General features: G+C 33.8%; 15 protein-coding genes and 1 pseudogene. 7 read left to right on the top strand and 9 right to left on the bottom strand.

Going from position 1 to position 14,611, the window contains the following annotated elements; genetic code table 11:
• Nucleotides 1-23: 23 nt before the first annotated feature.
• On the bottom strand, nt 24-455 hold the full coding sequence (locus AAC024_RS01645; RefSeq protein ID WP_339893430.1) for an OsmC family protein: 432 nt from the start codon (nt 453-455) through the stop codon (nt 24-26).
• Between the two features lie 144 nt (nt 456-599).
• Here AAC024_RS01645 and AAC024_RS01650 point away from each other — a divergent pair, with 144 nt between their 5' ends.
• Complete coding sequence (locus AAC024_RS01650) at nt 600-1,190, top strand: carboxymuconolactone decarboxylase family protein (RefSeq protein WP_339893431.1); 591 nt, start codon at nt 600-602, stop codon at nt 1,188-1,190.
• A gap of 532 nt (nt 1,191-1,722) precedes the next feature.
• Here AAC024_RS01650 and AAC024_RS01655 read toward each other — a convergent pair.
• The 3 genes from AAC024_RS01655 to AAC024_RS01665 all read right to left on the bottom strand — a co-directional run bounded on the left by AAC024_RS01655 (nt 1,723) and on the right by AAC024_RS01665 (nt 3,891).
• Nucleotides 1,723-2,292: a uracil-DNA glycosylase family protein gene (locus AAC024_RS01655; protein ID WP_339893432.1), complete on the bottom strand. Its 570-nt coding sequence runs from the start codon at nt 2,290-2,292 to the stop codon at nt 1,723-1,725.
• A gap of 36 nt (nt 2,293-2,328) precedes the next feature.
• The gene (rsmI, locus tag AAC024_RS01660) at nt 2,329-3,000 is read right to left on the bottom strand and encodes a 16S rRNA (cytidine(1402)-2'-O)-methyltransferase (protein WP_339893433.1); all 672 of its coding nucleotides are present in this window, start codon (nt 2,998-3,000) and stop codon (nt 2,329-2,331) included.
• Between the two features lie 147 nt (nt 3,001-3,147).
• Nucleotides 3,148-3,891 (bottom strand): hypothetical protein, encoded by a 744-nt coding sequence (locus AAC024_RS01665; protein ID WP_339893434.1) that lies wholly within the window; start codon nt 3,889-3,891, stop codon nt 3,148-3,150.
• A gap of 266 nt (nt 3,892-4,157) precedes the next feature.
• On the opposite strand from AAC024_RS01665, the gene AAC024_RS01670 reads away from it, so the two are divergent.
• The 6 genes and pseudogenes from AAC024_RS01670 (at nt 4,158) to AAC024_RS01695 (ending at nt 10,751) form a co-directional block, all read left to right on the top strand.
• Nucleotides 4,158-4,805, top strand: coding sequence for a thymidine kinase (locus AAC024_RS01670; RefSeq protein ID WP_339893435.1), 648 nt, complete (start codon nt 4,158-4,160; stop codon nt 4,803-4,805).
• On the top strand, nt 4,798-5,919 hold the full coding sequence (gene alr / locus AAC024_RS01675; RefSeq protein ID WP_339893436.1) for an alanine racemase: 1,122 nt from the start codon (nt 4,798-4,800) through the stop codon (nt 5,917-5,919). Before AAC024_RS01670 ends, alr begins: the two co-directional genes overlap by 8 nt.
• Nucleotides 5,920-5,996: 77 nt before the next feature.
• The gene (gene mscL / locus AAC024_RS01680; protein WP_339893437.1) at nt 5,997-6,398 is read left to right on the top strand and encodes a large conductance mechanosensitive channel protein MscL; all 402 of its coding nucleotides are present in this window, start codon (nt 5,997-5,999) and stop codon (nt 6,396-6,398) included.
• A gap of 137 nt (nt 6,399-6,535) precedes the next feature.
• Nucleotides 6,536-7,525 (top strand): aspartate-semialdehyde dehydrogenase, encoded by a 990-nt coding sequence (locus AAC024_RS01685; RefSeq protein WP_339893438.1) that lies wholly within the window; start codon nt 6,536-6,538, stop codon nt 7,523-7,525.
• A 117-nt stretch (nt 7,526-7,642) separates the two neighbouring features.
• A pseudogene (locus AAC024_RS01690) lies at nt 7,643-9,767 on the top strand (prolyl oligopeptidase family serine peptidase).
• A gap of 72 nt (nt 9,768-9,839) precedes the next feature.
• Nucleotides 9,840-10,751 carry an ABC transporter ATP-binding protein gene (locus tag AAC024_RS01695; protein WP_339893439.1) on the top strand — a complete coding sequence of 304 codons (912 nt, stop codon included), beginning with the start codon at nt 9,840-9,842 and terminating at the stop codon, nt 10,749-10,751.
• Between the two features lie 467 nt (nt 10,752-11,218).
• Here the strand turns inward: AAC024_RS01695 and AAC024_RS01700 are convergent, their stop codons facing one another.
• The 5 genes from AAC024_RS01700 to AAC024_RS01720 all read right to left on the bottom strand — a co-directional run.
• Nucleotides 11,219-11,788: a 4'-phosphopantetheinyl transferase superfamily protein gene (locus AAC024_RS01700; protein WP_339893440.1), complete on the bottom strand. Its 570-nt coding sequence runs from the start codon at nt 11,786-11,788 to the stop codon at nt 11,219-11,221.
• The gene (locus AAC024_RS01705) at nt 11,788-12,039 is read right to left on the bottom strand and encodes a phosphopantetheine-binding protein (protein ID WP_339893441.1); all 252 of its coding nucleotides are present in this window, start codon (nt 12,037-12,039) and stop codon (nt 11,788-11,790) included. The genes AAC024_RS01700 and AAC024_RS01705 overlap by 1 nt, the downstream gene beginning before the upstream one ends.
• Before the next feature lie 47 nt (nt 12,040-12,086).
• The gene (locus AAC024_RS01710; RefSeq protein WP_339893442.1) at nt 12,087-13,361 is read right to left on the bottom strand and encodes a beta-ketoacyl-[acyl-carrier-protein] synthase family protein; all 1,275 of its coding nucleotides are present in this window, start codon (nt 13,359-13,361) and stop codon (nt 12,087-12,089) included.
• Nucleotides 13,358-13,795: a hydroxymyristoyl-ACP dehydratase gene (locus AAC024_RS01715; protein ID WP_339893443.1), complete on the bottom strand. Its 438-nt coding sequence runs from the start codon at nt 13,793-13,795 to the stop codon at nt 13,358-13,360. Before AAC024_RS01715 ends, AAC024_RS01710 begins: the two co-directional genes overlap by 4 nt.
• 41 nt (nt 13,796-13,836) lie before the next feature.
• Nucleotides 13,837-14,611, bottom strand: a 775-nt coding sequence (locus tag AAC024_RS01720) for an SDR family oxidoreductase (RefSeq protein ID WP_339893444.1), incomplete at its 5' end; no start/stop codon positions are given.

Genomic DNA, 14,611 nt, shown 5'->3' on the forward strand with positions numbered 1-14,611 from the left:
TTATGATAAAAGTTCAACGAATTTTATTGCCCTTTATTCTTATGAAAATGTGTTTCTATTTTTAATTCTGAAAACTGACGAAACATTTCCATAACGCCACAATATTTTTCAATAGATAAATCAACGGCTCTTTGAAGCTTTTTTTCGTTTAAATCATCACCATAAAAATGAAAATGCATCGCTACTTTATCATAATATCTGGGATGTTCTTCAGTTAAATTAGCTTCAGTTTCAATTTTAAACGTATCAACTTCTAGCTTCATCTTTTTTATTAATGCCGCCACGTCTAAACCCGAACACCCTGCTAAACCTGATAACATTAAGGCTTTGGGCCGATACCCTTCGCCTTTTCCTCCGCTTTCTTCTCCTGCATCAATAAATAAGTTATGTCCTGATGGATTTGTGCTTTCAAACTTCATATTGCCTAACCACTTTGTAGTAACCTGATCTGCCATTTTTATAAATAATTTTTGTTTCTTGTGATAATATTACTTTAATAAGTCTGACACAAGTAACATCTATAAAAAACCCCAGTTATATTTGGAGTTATAAATTTGATGTTTCTTGTAGGTGTCAAAAATACTACAAAAAATAAAACTATGCCTTTAGTAACACCATTATCTGCTGATTACGATAAAGAAACCAAAGAACTTGCTGAGTTTTTTAATGAAACTTTAGGGTTTTGCCCTAACTCGGTATTAACCATGCAACGTCGCCCTGCAATAAGTAAAGCGTTTATTAATTTGAATAAAGCTGTTATGGCAAATGAAGGCAAAGTTACATCGGCGTTAAAACGAATGATTGCTTGGGTGTCTAGCAATTCTACAGGTTGTAGATATTGTCAAGCACATGCTATTCGAGCTGCAGAGCGCTATGGCGCAGAACAAGAACAGCTTGATAATATTTGGGAATACCGAACACATCCCGCTTTTAGTGAATCGGAACGTGCTGCACTTGATTTTTCTTTACTTGCCTCTCAAGTACCAAATGGCGTTGACGAAGAAATTAAAAAACGATTATATGAACATTGGAATGAAGGTGAAATTGTTGAAATGTTGGGTGTTATTTCATTATTTGGATATTTAAATAGATGGAATGATAGTATGGGAACCTCAATTGAAGGTGGTGCTGTTGAAAGTGGCGACCAATATTTGGGAAAACATGGTTGGGAGAAGGGAAAACATATTTAATTCCTGCGAAGGCAGGAATCTCATGATAATTATCTGCCTTTTTATTAGCCGCTAATACACGAATAATTTATTTGAAACCTTTCCAGAAATGGGGAGGTTTTTTTGTTGAATTCTATTTTAAAATCCGTTTTGGCTTATTTACAACTTTAGATTACTCCTAAAAGCTCTTCATTTAATTAATAATGTTTTCATTGCATTAATCAGAAGAATTTCATGTCTTAAACCATTTCAAAAGACTGATTTACTTTAGCTGAAATTAATTAAACATCATGGAAATATTTAAAAATGCGTCAATAACAATTGCTATAACTCTAAGTATATGCTTTATTTTTTTTCTTATATGGATAATTATCATGGTGTTTATTATTAAAGATATCCCTAACCCAAAAATAAAATACATGGGTGAGTTTTTTAGTAACCTTCCAATTAAAAGATTTTTTAATTTATTCTCTAATAGTACCTTAAACAAAAATGAAAAATAAATTATTCTTTGATTTTTTATCTGGATGTGGAGGATTTTTTACACCAGTTTTTATATCAAATCTTTAACGATGTTCCTTAGCTCAGGCAAAACCTCAACCTCAAACCAAGGATTCTTAGTCAACCAAAATCGATTTCTAGGCGATGGATGTGGTAACGGCAAATATTTAGGCAAGTATTCTTGAAAATTATCTACAGTCTCCGTTAAGGTTTTCTTAGCTACTTTTCCCAAATAATACTTTTGGGCATACATACCAATTAAAATAACGAGTTCCACATTTTTAAGTTCATCAAACAATGGTTTATGCCATTGTGGTGCACATTCTGGTCGTGGTGGTAAATCGCCTGTTTTTCCTTTTCCAGGATAGCAAAAACCCATGGGGATGATAGCGAATTTTGTTTCATCATAAAAATCTTCAACAGAAACATTGAGCCATTTTCGCAATTGTCTGCCGCTTGCATCGTCCCAAGGGATTCCTGAAGCATGCACTTTTGTTCCTGGTGCTTGACCAATAATTACAATTTTAGATTCTGGGTGTGCAGATACTACAGGTCGTGGTCCTAAAATCAAATGCTTTTCGCAAATAGTGCATTGCTTTATATTGTTTAGTAAATTTTTCATTCATGAGATGTTTAGACGGCGCACAACATGACGTTATTACTTTTTGCCGCCAACCACAATAACAATCTCCCCTTTTGGTGGTTTATTTGTGTAGTGTTCTAATACTTCTTTGGCTGTTCCGCGAATAGTTTCTTCAAATAATTTAGTGAGTTCTCTGGAAACAGATACTTGCCTATCTTCTCCAAAATACTCACAAAAATGCCCTAAGGTTTTTAATAATTTATGTGGGCTTTCGTAAAAAATCATGGTTCTGGTTTCTTCTGCTAATAATAACAGTCGGGTTTGCCTGCCTTTCTTTACAGGTAAAAAACCTTCAAACACAAATTTATCATTTGGTAAGCCAGAATTTACTAATGCAGGCACAAATGCTGTTGCTCCAGGCAAACAGTCTACTTCAATACCATTTTCGATACATGCACGCGACAGTAAAAACCCAGGATCTGAAATGGCTGGTGTTCCTGCATCGCTTATTAGTGCTATCGAAACACCACTTCTTAATTTTTGAATGATGTTTTCAACTGTTTTATGCTCGTTATGCATATGATGCGATTGCATGTGTGTTGAAATCTCGTAATGTTTTAGAAGTTTTCCTGAGGTTCTGGTGTCTTCTGCTAGAATTAAATCAACTTCTTTTAGAACTTCAATGGCTCTAAATGTGATGTCTTTTAAATTTCCAATAGGTGTTGGAACGATGAAGAGTTTACTCATGTGTTAGTGATTGAACGGTCTGTTTGAGCTCCCCGACGCAGGAGGAAGCGAGTAGTGATATATTTATATTCATGAGTCCAATATTATAAAATTTTAACCCACGAATAAAGCACGACCGCGCTTTTTTGGCGCGGTAACACCCAATTTTTAATTAAACTTTGCTTCTATAATTTCCATGAAGCGTTCTTCAAACTCTTCTTTATCAGCCCAATTAGTATAATCTGGTTTTACCATATTATCTATAAAATGCTTAGCATCTTCAAAGGAAACTGAGGTGTTTAGTTGAGATAAAACACGATCATAATCTTCGCTTTTACCATTAAATAAATGCTTTATAAAGGCGATTTTATCGTTAAGACCTATATTGAATCCACCAACTTTAAGCTGATCATTTAAAGATTTTTTACCATTTGAAACTCCATTTTGCGATTTAGTAATGGGTTCAAAAATTGGTGTATCTTCAAATCCAGCAGTAATATCTTCTAAATCATGTTTCTTAATTGGCGTTTTGGGTATGGCTTCTTCAAAAACGGTTTCAATTTCCTCGGCCTCATCTGGCATATACGCTACCATGTCTTTAATCTTGTTCATTAAGGGCTCCATAATATCATCATCTTCAACCTCGTCAAGATTAATATATATTTTGTCTTCAACCTCAATATTATCACTAACCTTATTATTAAAGGCACTGTCTAACATATCAAAAAATGAAGAATCGCTGCCTATTGTTGGTAGGTCGCCTTCAAAATTTTCATGTGCAAATTTTAATACAGATAGTTTCTCATAAAGGGCAGAAACTTCGGCATGCATTTTAATAACATCTTCCTTCCCCTTTAATTTAAGAATTCTATGTGCTATACTGATGAGTTCAGATTCAAGCTTCTTCTTCATTGTTTATAAATTTTAAATTATTGCACTTTAGGCTTTTGATTTTTAATAAATTTACGCCACCTTTATACAAACGCTAAATTACTTTGTTTAATGAACTCATTTAAACTTTTTTTATTGGCTAAAAATTGCCCTTTTGCATCCATTTTTTGTCTTTTTTTCCTTCCGTAGCGATGCTATGCAACTCAAAAAAGCCTTTAACTAGCTACAAAATGACAAATTTCGCTTCAATCAAAAAGTTAAAATATGCTCCATGATAAAATTACGAAATGTTTCTTGAAAATACAGTAAATCAGAAAGAACAATTTGGATGGATTGAAGTTATCTGTGGCTCCATGTTTTCTGGAAAAACCGAAGAACTCATCCGTAGGCTTAAGCGTGCTCAATTTGCAAGACAAAAAGTTGAGATTTTTAAACCTGCTATTGATGTACGCTATAATGAGGATATGGTAGTCTCACATGACGCGAATGAAATACGCTCTACACCCGTTCCTGCTGCTGCAAATATCCCAATTTTAGCGGATGGTTGTGATGTGGTGGGTATTGATGAAGCACAGTTTTTTGATGACGAAATTGTACGTGTTTGCAACGATTTGGCAAACAAAGGTGTTCGTGTTATTGTTGCTGGTTTGGATATGGATTTTAAAGGTAACCCCTTTGGCCCTATGCCTAGCTTGATGGCAACGGCAGAGTATGTAACTAAAGTACATGCTGTTTGTACTAGAACAGGGAACTTAGCCCAATATAGCTACAGAAAAAACCAAAACGATAATCTTGTTTTACTTGGAGAAGTTAATGAATACGAGCCCTTAAGTAGAGCAGCATATTATAAAGCAATGCTTCGTGATAAGGTGCGAAACATGAAGGTTAACGAAGCCGAAGAAGTAAATACTAAACACAAAGATTCCAATGCCTAAAGCACAAGAAACTGTGCTTGAAATTGATTTAAAAGCACTTAAACATAACTTTGAGTATCTTAAATCTAAGCTGCAACCCAGTACTAAATTTTTGGCTGTTGTAAAAGCTTTTGCCTATGGTAGCGATGCTATTGAAATTGCTAATTATTTACAAAGTTTAAATGCAGACTATTTTGCGGTAGCTTATATTAATGAAGGTATTGCACTTCGAAACGCTGGCATCTCTCAACCTATTTTGGTGCTGCATCCACAACCTATAAATTTTAAAGCACTTATAGATAATTGTTTAGAGCCAAGTCTTTATAGTTCTAAAATTTTAAAGGAGTTTATTACTATCGCTTCCGCGGAAAAACAAACCAACTATCCCATTCATATTAAATTTAACACGGGGTTAAATCGATTAGGTTTTTCTAAAAATGAAGTTGATTCTATAATCTCTAAATTAAAAGCAAGTAAAGCTATAAAAGTAAAATCTATTTTTTCGCATTTAGCTGCCAGTGAAGATTTAAATGAGAAGGCATTTACTTTAAACCAGATTAAAACTTTTAAAAATATTGCTAAAGATTTCACGAAACAAATTGGTTTCAAACCGATGCTTCATATAAGTAATACATCAGGTGTTATAAATTATCCTGAGGCTCATTTTGATATGGTTAGATGTGGTATTGGTTTATATGGTTTTGGTATCCCGATAACTATCGGGACTGAAAAAGAGGACCAATATTTAAAACCTATTGCAACATTAAAAACTGTTATTTCTCAAATTCATACTATTGAACAAGGTCACTCTGTAGGCTATAATCGCGCTTTTAAAAGTGATGTGTTATTAAAAACAGCGACGCTTCCTATTGGTCATGCCGATGGTATTGGAAGACAATACGGTAATGGCAAAGGTTTTGTAACTATAAGTGGGCAAAAAGCACCAATTATTGGAAATGTTTGTATGGATATGATTATGGTTGATATTACCAAGATTGATTGTAATGAAGGTGATGAAGTCATCGTTTTTGGAAAAAACCATACGGCAAATACATTTTCTGCTACTGTAAATACAATATCTTACGAAATTATTACTGCTATATCTCAAAGAGTAAAGCGGCTGATTCTACATTAATCAATTAGATTATTTAACATATAGTGACTTTTTTATGTAAATTGTGTCGTAATAATACTAACTAAAAATTTATAATTATGTTAAAAGAGTTTAAAGAATTCGCAATGAAGGGCAACCTAATAGACATTGCTGTTGGTTTTGTAATGGGAGCTGCCTTTAAAGAAGTCGTTACGGCATTTACAGGAGGTATTGTTTCTCCATTAATTGGATTGATATTCGATGCAGATTTCAAAGATCTTAAATACGTTATCAAAGAAGGTGTAGTAAACGCTAGTGGTGTTGTAGAAGGCGATGTTTCAGTACTTTGGGGGGCATTTTTAACTAATGTTATCGACTTCATTATCGTTGCTTTTGTAATGTTCTTAATTGTAAAAGGGGTAAACAATATGAAGAAGAAAGAAGAGCCTGCTCCAGAAGCACCAGCAGGACCATCACAAGAAGACTTACTTGGTGAGATTAGAGATTTGTTAAAAAAATAACAAATTGTTAATTAAATAACTACGTGTTATTTGTTGTTAAAAAGCCTTCATTTTTATTAAATGAGGGCTTTTTTTAGATTTTAAAATGGAATTAATACTTAGTTTTGTCCACAGAAATTTATTAAATATTAAATGATATGAAAGTAGCAGTTGTTGGTGCCACTGGTATGGTTGGAGAAGTGATGCTAAAAGTTCTTGCTGAACGTAATTTTCCTGTAACAGAATTAATCCCTGTTGCTTCTGAACGTTCAGTCGGAAAAATAGTAGCCTACAAAGGAATTGATTATAAAGTCGTTGGTTTAGAAACAGCTGTTTCTATGAAACCAGATATTGCATTATTTTCTGCAGGAGGAGACACCTCTTTAGAATGGGCTCCTAAATTTGCAGAGGTAGGGACTACAGTGGTTGATAATTCTTCAGCTTGGAGAATGGATCCTACCAAAAAATTAGTTGTTCCTGAAATAAATGCTAGTGAACTAACTAAAGACGATAAAATTATAGCTAATCCTAATTGCTCTACCATTCAATTGGTAATGGCTTTAAATCCGCTTCATAAAAAATATAAAATGAAGCGTGTTGTGGTTTCAACATACCAATCTGTTTCTGGAACTGGTGTTAAAGCAGTACAACAACTAGAAAATGAAATTGCCGGTATTGAAGGGGAAATGGCTTACCCTTATCCAATCGGAAGAAATGCATTACCTCATTGTGATGTTTTTGAAGACAATGGATATACCAAAGAGGAAATGAAATTAGCCAGAGAACCTCAAAAAATAATGAATGACCGAACGTTTTCTATATCGGCAACTGCGGTTAGAATCCCTACTGCTGGTGGGCATTCAGAATCTGTAAACGTGGAGTTTGAAAATGATTTTGATTTAGCTGATGTTCGTAAATTATTACATGAAACTCCTGGGGTTGTGGTCCAAGACAATACAGATACAAACACCTACCCAATGCCTATTTATGCACATGACAAAGATGAGGTATTTGTGGGTCGTATTCGAAGAGATGAAACACAACCAAATACTTTAAATATGTGGATTGTTGCTGATAACCTTCGTAAAGGTGCCGCTACTAACACAATTCAAATCGCTGAATATTTAATCGAAAATAAATTAGTGTAGGTTTAATATTATATTACAAAACTCCTGTATTTATTATGCAGGAGTTTTTTGTTTACTTTTGACAAATTCATAATTCATAAAAAATGAATAATCACACTTCTAAGCGTCGCAATATTAATGGCTTGTAAAGAAGAATAAAAAGAAAACAACCAATATTACTGTGAATTACCCAGAAACTAAAACTGTAGATACGGTAGATACTTATTTTGATATAGCAGTTAAAGACCCTTATCGTTGGCTAGAAGACGATAGAAGTGCAGACACTGAGGCTTGGGTTGAAGCTCAAAACAATGCTACTTTTGGGTATTTAGAGAACATCCCATATCGTGAAGAGCTTAAAAAACGATTATCAAAATTATGGAACTATGAAAAAGTAGGTGCCCCTTTTAAAGAAGGTGATTATACCTATTTCTATAAAAATGACGGACTTCAAAACCAATATGTAATCTATCGATATAAGACAGAAGAAGATCCAAATACTGCAACTGTTTTTTTAGACCCAAATACTTTTAAGGAAGATGGCACTATTTCTCTTGGAGCTTTAAGTTTTTCTGAAAATGGTAAAATATTAGCCTATTCCATTTCTGAAGCTGGAAGCGATTGGAGAAAAGTCTTGATTATGAATACCGAAAGCAAAGTAATTATTGAAGACACACTAATAGATATCAAATTTAGTGGCATGTCTTGGTATAAAAATGAAGGCTTCTATTATTCAAGTTATGATAAGCCTAAAGGTAGCGAACTGTCCGCCAAAACAGATCAACACAAAGTCTACTATCATAAATTAGGGACATCTCAACAAGATGATCAAGTAATTTATGGTGGAACACCTAATGAAAAGCATCGTTATATTTATGGAACGGTAACAGAAGACAATCGTTACTTACTAATTTCACCTAGAGTTTCCACTTCAGGAAATAAGCTATTCATTAAAGATCTCACAAAACCAAACAGTAAATTAATTGCTATTTTGGATAGTTCAGATAGTGATACTTATGTTATCAATAATGTTGCTAGTAAACTATTCTTAGTAACTAATTTGAATGCCCCAAACAAAAAAATGGTTACGGTTGATGCCTCATATCCAACTCCAGAAAATTGGGTAGATTTTATTCCTGAAACCAAAAATGTATTAATTCCTTCAAAAGGTGGTGGTTATTTCTTCGCAGAATATATGGTGGATGCAATCTCTAAAGTTTTACAGTATGATATCACTGGTAAACTAATTAGACAGATAAAATTACCAGGAGTCGGAAGTGCAAGTGGATTTAGCACTAAAAAAGAAGAAACAGAGCTATACTATTCTTTTACAAACTATAAAACTCCAGGTAATATTTATAAGTATGATATTAAACATGGTACTTCTGAATTATATCGTAAATCTAACATAGAGTTCAATCCAGAAGCATACAAAAGCAATCAAGTGTTTTATACTTCTAAAGACGGAACAAAAGTTCCAATGATTATTACGCATAAAAAAGGCTTAGAACTACATGGTAAAAATCCAACAATTCTTTACGGTTATGGTGGATTCAATATTAGTTTAACCCCTGTTTTTAGCATTAGTAATGCTATTTGGATGGAGCAAGGAGGTGTTTTAGCAGTACCTAACTTACGTGGCGGTGGCGAATACGGTGAAGCATGGCACAAAGCAGGAACTAAATTCCAAAAGCAAAATGTATTTGATGATTTTATCGCTGCTGCGGAATATTTATTTGATAACAATTATACCTCATCAGAATATTTAGCCTTAAGAGGTGGTTCTAACGGTGGTTTACTAGTTGGTGCGACAATGACTCAACGTCCTGATTTAGCAAAAGTAGCATTACCAGCAGTTGGTGTTTTAGATATGTTACGTTACCACACCTTTACATCTGGGGCAGGTTGGGCTTATGATTATGGAACCGCTGAAGACAATAAAGACATGTTTGAATACCTAAAAGGGTATTCGCCAGTTCATAATGTTAAAGAAGGTATTGAATACCCTGCAACATTAATTACAACGGGGGACCATGACGACAGAGTTGTACCTGCGCACAGTTTTAAATTTGCGGCCGAATTACAAAGCAAACAAGCAGGTAAAAATCCAACTTTAATACGTGTTGAAACCGATGGTGGTCATGGAGCAGGAACACCTGTAAGTAAAATTATTGAGCAATATGTAGATGTTTATTGCTTTACGCTTTTCAATATGGGGTTTGACGTATTGCCTTCAAAAACCAATGAAAAAATAAAAAGATAAAATCATTATCCATATACTTAAAACACGCTTCTACTTTAGAAGCGTGTTTTTTTATACTATTTTTGCCACGCTATGCTCAATGTAAAAAAACTTTCTTTTTCTTATGATAAAACGCCTGTTTTAAAGAATATTTCTTTTAAAGCAAAACCCGGTGAAAATATTGCCATTATTGGAGAAAGTGGTACAGGTAAAAGCACCTTATTAAAAATATTACATGGTGAATATGATTTAAATCAAGGGCAAATTTTTTGGAAAGAAGAAGAAATCTTGGGGCCAAAATACAACTTGGTTGTTGGCCATGATTTAATGAAGTACGTCGCACAAGAATTTGACTTGATGCCCTTTATAACTGTTGAAGAAAATATAGGAAAGTTTCTTTCAAATTTTTATCCAGAAGAAAAGCAACAGCGCACTGCAGAATTACTTGAAGTTATTGAGCTTACTAAGTTTGCGAAAATTAAAGTTAAAACCTTAAGTGGTGGTCAAAAACAACGTGTTGCATTAGCTCGGGCTCTAGCTAAACAACCTGAAATTATTTTGCTAGATGAACCTTTTAGCCATATTGATAATTTTAAAAAACAAAGTCTTCGCAGAAGTGTTTTTAAATATCTAAAAGATAAAAATATTACCTGTATAGTAGCTACTCACGACAAAGAAGATGTACTCGGTTTCGCAGACCGTATGATTGTTCTAAACCATAATAAAATTGTTGTAAACAATATACCAGAAGCGCTTTATCAAAACCCGAAAACGCCTTTAATTGCATCTTTTTTTGGTGAATTTAATGTTATAAGTAACGAAATAGTTTATGCACATCAATTAAAAATAGTAGAAAATTCAGAATTAAAAGCTATCGCCAAACATTCCTATTTTAAAGGTCATTATTATTTAATTGAAGCTAATTTAAATGGAGGAATTGCGCTTTTTGAGCATTTTGAAGCTATTAAAAAAGGTCTTGAAATTTGTTTGAAAATTGAAAAATAGATTTTGATTGTTGATTCATGAATCTTGATTGCTAGCGCTCGTTTGTAACGAGTGCCGTTAACCAATCAACCTTATCTTATCAATCTTTAAAACAGTATCATCGTCTTGAAAATATCTAACCAATAGACCGTAGAGAACGACATAAAATAAAACCCCAATTTATTTTGAATTTTATACTTCCTACTCATACATCTAAAATACAAAAAACCTATCCTAAAATATTAGAATAGTTTTTTGTTGTTCTTACTCAATACGGCACGCGTTACAAACGAGCGCTAGCAGGTTTGGTAGCCAGAAAAACCCACTAAAACGGCGAGAATAATAATGATTGCTAATCTGAATTTTATGATTGTTGTTATTATGTTTTTTAATTTTTCCATTACATATTCTGTAATTAGATTTTTAAGATGAAACCCATTTAGTGTTTACACAAGATTTATACTTTCGCGGAAATAATACATAACTATTTAAACAAACCCATAAGCGCCAAAATTTCCATGATGGCTTAAGGAAATTCTGATATTTAGCTTTTTAGCATTGTAATACATTGAAGGAATTCCAAATTCTGATTTTGAAATCTTTAATTTTGATTTTAATATGTTAAGTTGATCTGAAACTGCCGCAATTAAAGCCTCCTTTGTGATTTTACTCTGACTATTGAAGTCGCTAAATGTTAATTTTAAATATTTTGAAGTTATTTTATTTTCTATTAATGAAGCTTCAGAGAGAATATACTGCGTTGTTATTTTTGTGTTGATGAAACATTGAAAGTCTTTATACTTCACCTTTAACTTGACGCCAATAATTTCACATTGAAATTGTTTAGGGTTGTAAAACCGCTCAGGGTGTGTTTGTGTATATAATTTATACGCAGCCTCTTTCATGCTCCACAATCGCCAAACCATTATAAACGGATTTTTAGAAGCATGAATTAATTGTTGCTCGTTTAATGTGAAAAGCTTCTCTAAAAAACGAGGTCTTTCCCAATTAGACGTTCTTTTAGCCTCAGCAATATCAATAATATCTATGCCAATCATTAATTGGCTAACTTTTCATTAACGATTTCCATTGCCGCTTTAACATCTAACATTTTTTCCATGTCTTCATTTTCTAATCGAATATCAAATTCATCTTCAATATCAAGTATAATATCTACTAAATTTGCAGAGTTTATCTTTAAATCCTTCACAAAATCAGTGTCTTTAGAAAGATTCTCAAAGTCTTCATTATCTTGAACATAAGGTGAAACAATTGCTTTTAATTTGCTAATTAGTTCCTCGTTTTCCATAGTTATTTTTACTTGTAAAGTTAATCTAAACGTACTATATATAATTATCAGTTATCAAACTTTTTAAATATAACACAGGCATTAACATCACCAAAACCAAAGCTAGCTTTAGCTATAATATTAAATTTTAAGTCTATTTTTTGATTAGGGATTTTTTCTGAAGCCACTATTTCACTAATCGAGGCATGTAAATCTTCACAATTAATATTTGGTGCAATAAATTGCTCTTTTAATTGGATCACGCTCGCCACACACTCAATTGCGCCTGATGCTGCTAAGCAATGGCCAATCATAGATTTGGTTGAATTAATATAAGGAAAATTGTTTCCTTCCCTGCTTAAGGCTTTGCTCCAATTATGAATTTCTAATGCATCTTTAGTAGTTGCGGTCAGATGACCGTTAATGACTTCTATGTCATTAGGATGAATATTAGAATTTTTAATAGCATTCTTAATACAGCGTTGCACAGCTTCAGCATTTGGCGCGGTAAGTGTGCCTCCTTGTCGTTGCCCACCAGAATTAACTTCACCTCCTAAAACCTCAGCATGAATAGTTGCTCCTCGCTCTAAAGCACTGTCTAAAGATTCTAACAAAAAAGCACCAGCACCACTACCGGGAACAAACCCAGATGCTGAGGCACTTAATGGTCTCGATGCTGTTTCAGGACTATCGTTGTGTTTATAGGTCATCACGCGCATGGCATCAAAACCGCCCCAAATGTAGGGACCATGATCACTGCAACTGCCTACCAACATGCGTTTCGCTTTTCCGTTTTGTATACGATCAAAGCCCATAAGTAATGCCTCGGTTCCTGTGGCACAGGCCGATGAATTTGTTGTAACCTGATTTCCTAAACCAAGCATACCATTAAGATATGCGCTTACGCCACTTGCCATAGTTTGTAAAACAACGGTGCTACCCAAACGCCTTACATCTCCTTTATCTAAATTATAAATAGCCTCGCGAAACTTCTCTACACCGGAGGTTCCTGTACCAAAAATAAGACCCGTATCGTAATCTAGTGGACTTTCACTATCTACATTAAAGCCAGCATCTTGCCATGCATCAATACCTGCAATGCAACCATATAAAATTCCAGAGCTGTTAAAGCCTCTAAGTTGTAAATCTGTAAAATATTTAGATTTTAATACTTCAGAAATTTGAGGAATACCTCCTATTTGGCAAGAAAAATTTAAGCCCTTTAATTGCTGATGAAATGTAATTCCTGATGTACCATTTTTTAGTGCTTTTGTAAAATCAGTTACTCCAACACCATTTGGTGCTACAACTCCTAACCCTGTTATAACGACGCGCTGTTTCATATTTTTAACATTCCAGAAATTTTTCCTCGTGCTACCAATTCATCTTTAGCATTAAATAGTTCCACCTTACATCTCAATTTATTAAACCTGAATACTTCCTTTTCAGAAACTACAGTTACCTTTTCGTTTGGTAAGACAGGGAGATAAAAATCCATTTGATGCGAGGTCAGCGCTATTTGAGGTTTTGTTGTTTCAATGAATTCATTTCTGAGCAAATAAATACCAAGACAAACCAGACCAATTTGTGCCATACATTCGGTTAAAATGACTCCCGGCGTTATAGGGTTGTTTTTAAAATGCCCTTTGTAAAAGACTTCATCGGCTTTAAACGTATAATACCCTGTTACGCCATCTTCTGAGATAGAATTAATGCCATCAACAAACAAAAAAGGATCTTGATAGGGTAAAAGTTTTATGATTTGTTCTGATTTCATTTCTAAATTTCAAGTTCTGTAGACCTCTGGTTATAATTTTACTATGAAAGATGCTCTCCGCCATCCACAGGAATTATGGTTCCTGTAATCCAAGACGCTTCATCTTTACTTAATAAATAAACAACATTTGCTACATCTTCTGGTAATGTTAGGCGCTTATTTGGATTTCTTTTTAAGGTATGTACTATTATCTTATCACTGCTGGGTATCATTCTTAAAGAAGCCGTATTTGTAACACCAGCTTGTATACAATTGGCTTTAATTCCGTAGGTTGCAAATTCTAGTGCGATATTTCTGGTGATAGCCTCTAAGGTTACCTTTGCAGCAGAAACAGCGGCATAATTCTCCCAAGCTTTGGTGTTGCCTTCGCTAGTAAAGCTTATAATTCTTGCGTCTTTAGCAAACATTTTGTTGGTATATAAGGCTTTAGTCCAATCGTATAAACTAATTGCCATAGCGTTAATGGTTAATGCAAAATCATCGTTTTTTAATACGGGTTTATCTTCAGAAATCATGGGCTTAAGGTTGCCTTTAGCCACACTGTGTACAAGAGTTCTTATTTTTCCTTTTTCACCGAGCAAAGATTTTAACGCTTCAATTATAACATCTCGTTTTTCAGTATTAAAAGCATCTGTGTTAAACGATTTAAACTGAATACCTTCATCTTTTATAGTATTAAATTCAGATTGAATAGCATCATCCTGCATTCTTGAGTTCCGATGAATGATACAAATGTTCATACCGTGTTTTGCTAATTTTTTTGCAGTTGCCAATCCCAAGCCGGAACTGCCTCCTAAAATTAATGCCCAATAATTA

The sequence above is a fragment of the uncultured Algibacter sp. genome (assembly GCF_963976535.1).
In the GTDB taxonomy this organism is placed as follows: domain Bacteria; phylum Bacteroidota; class Bacteroidia; order Flavobacteriales; family Flavobacteriaceae; genus Algibacter_B.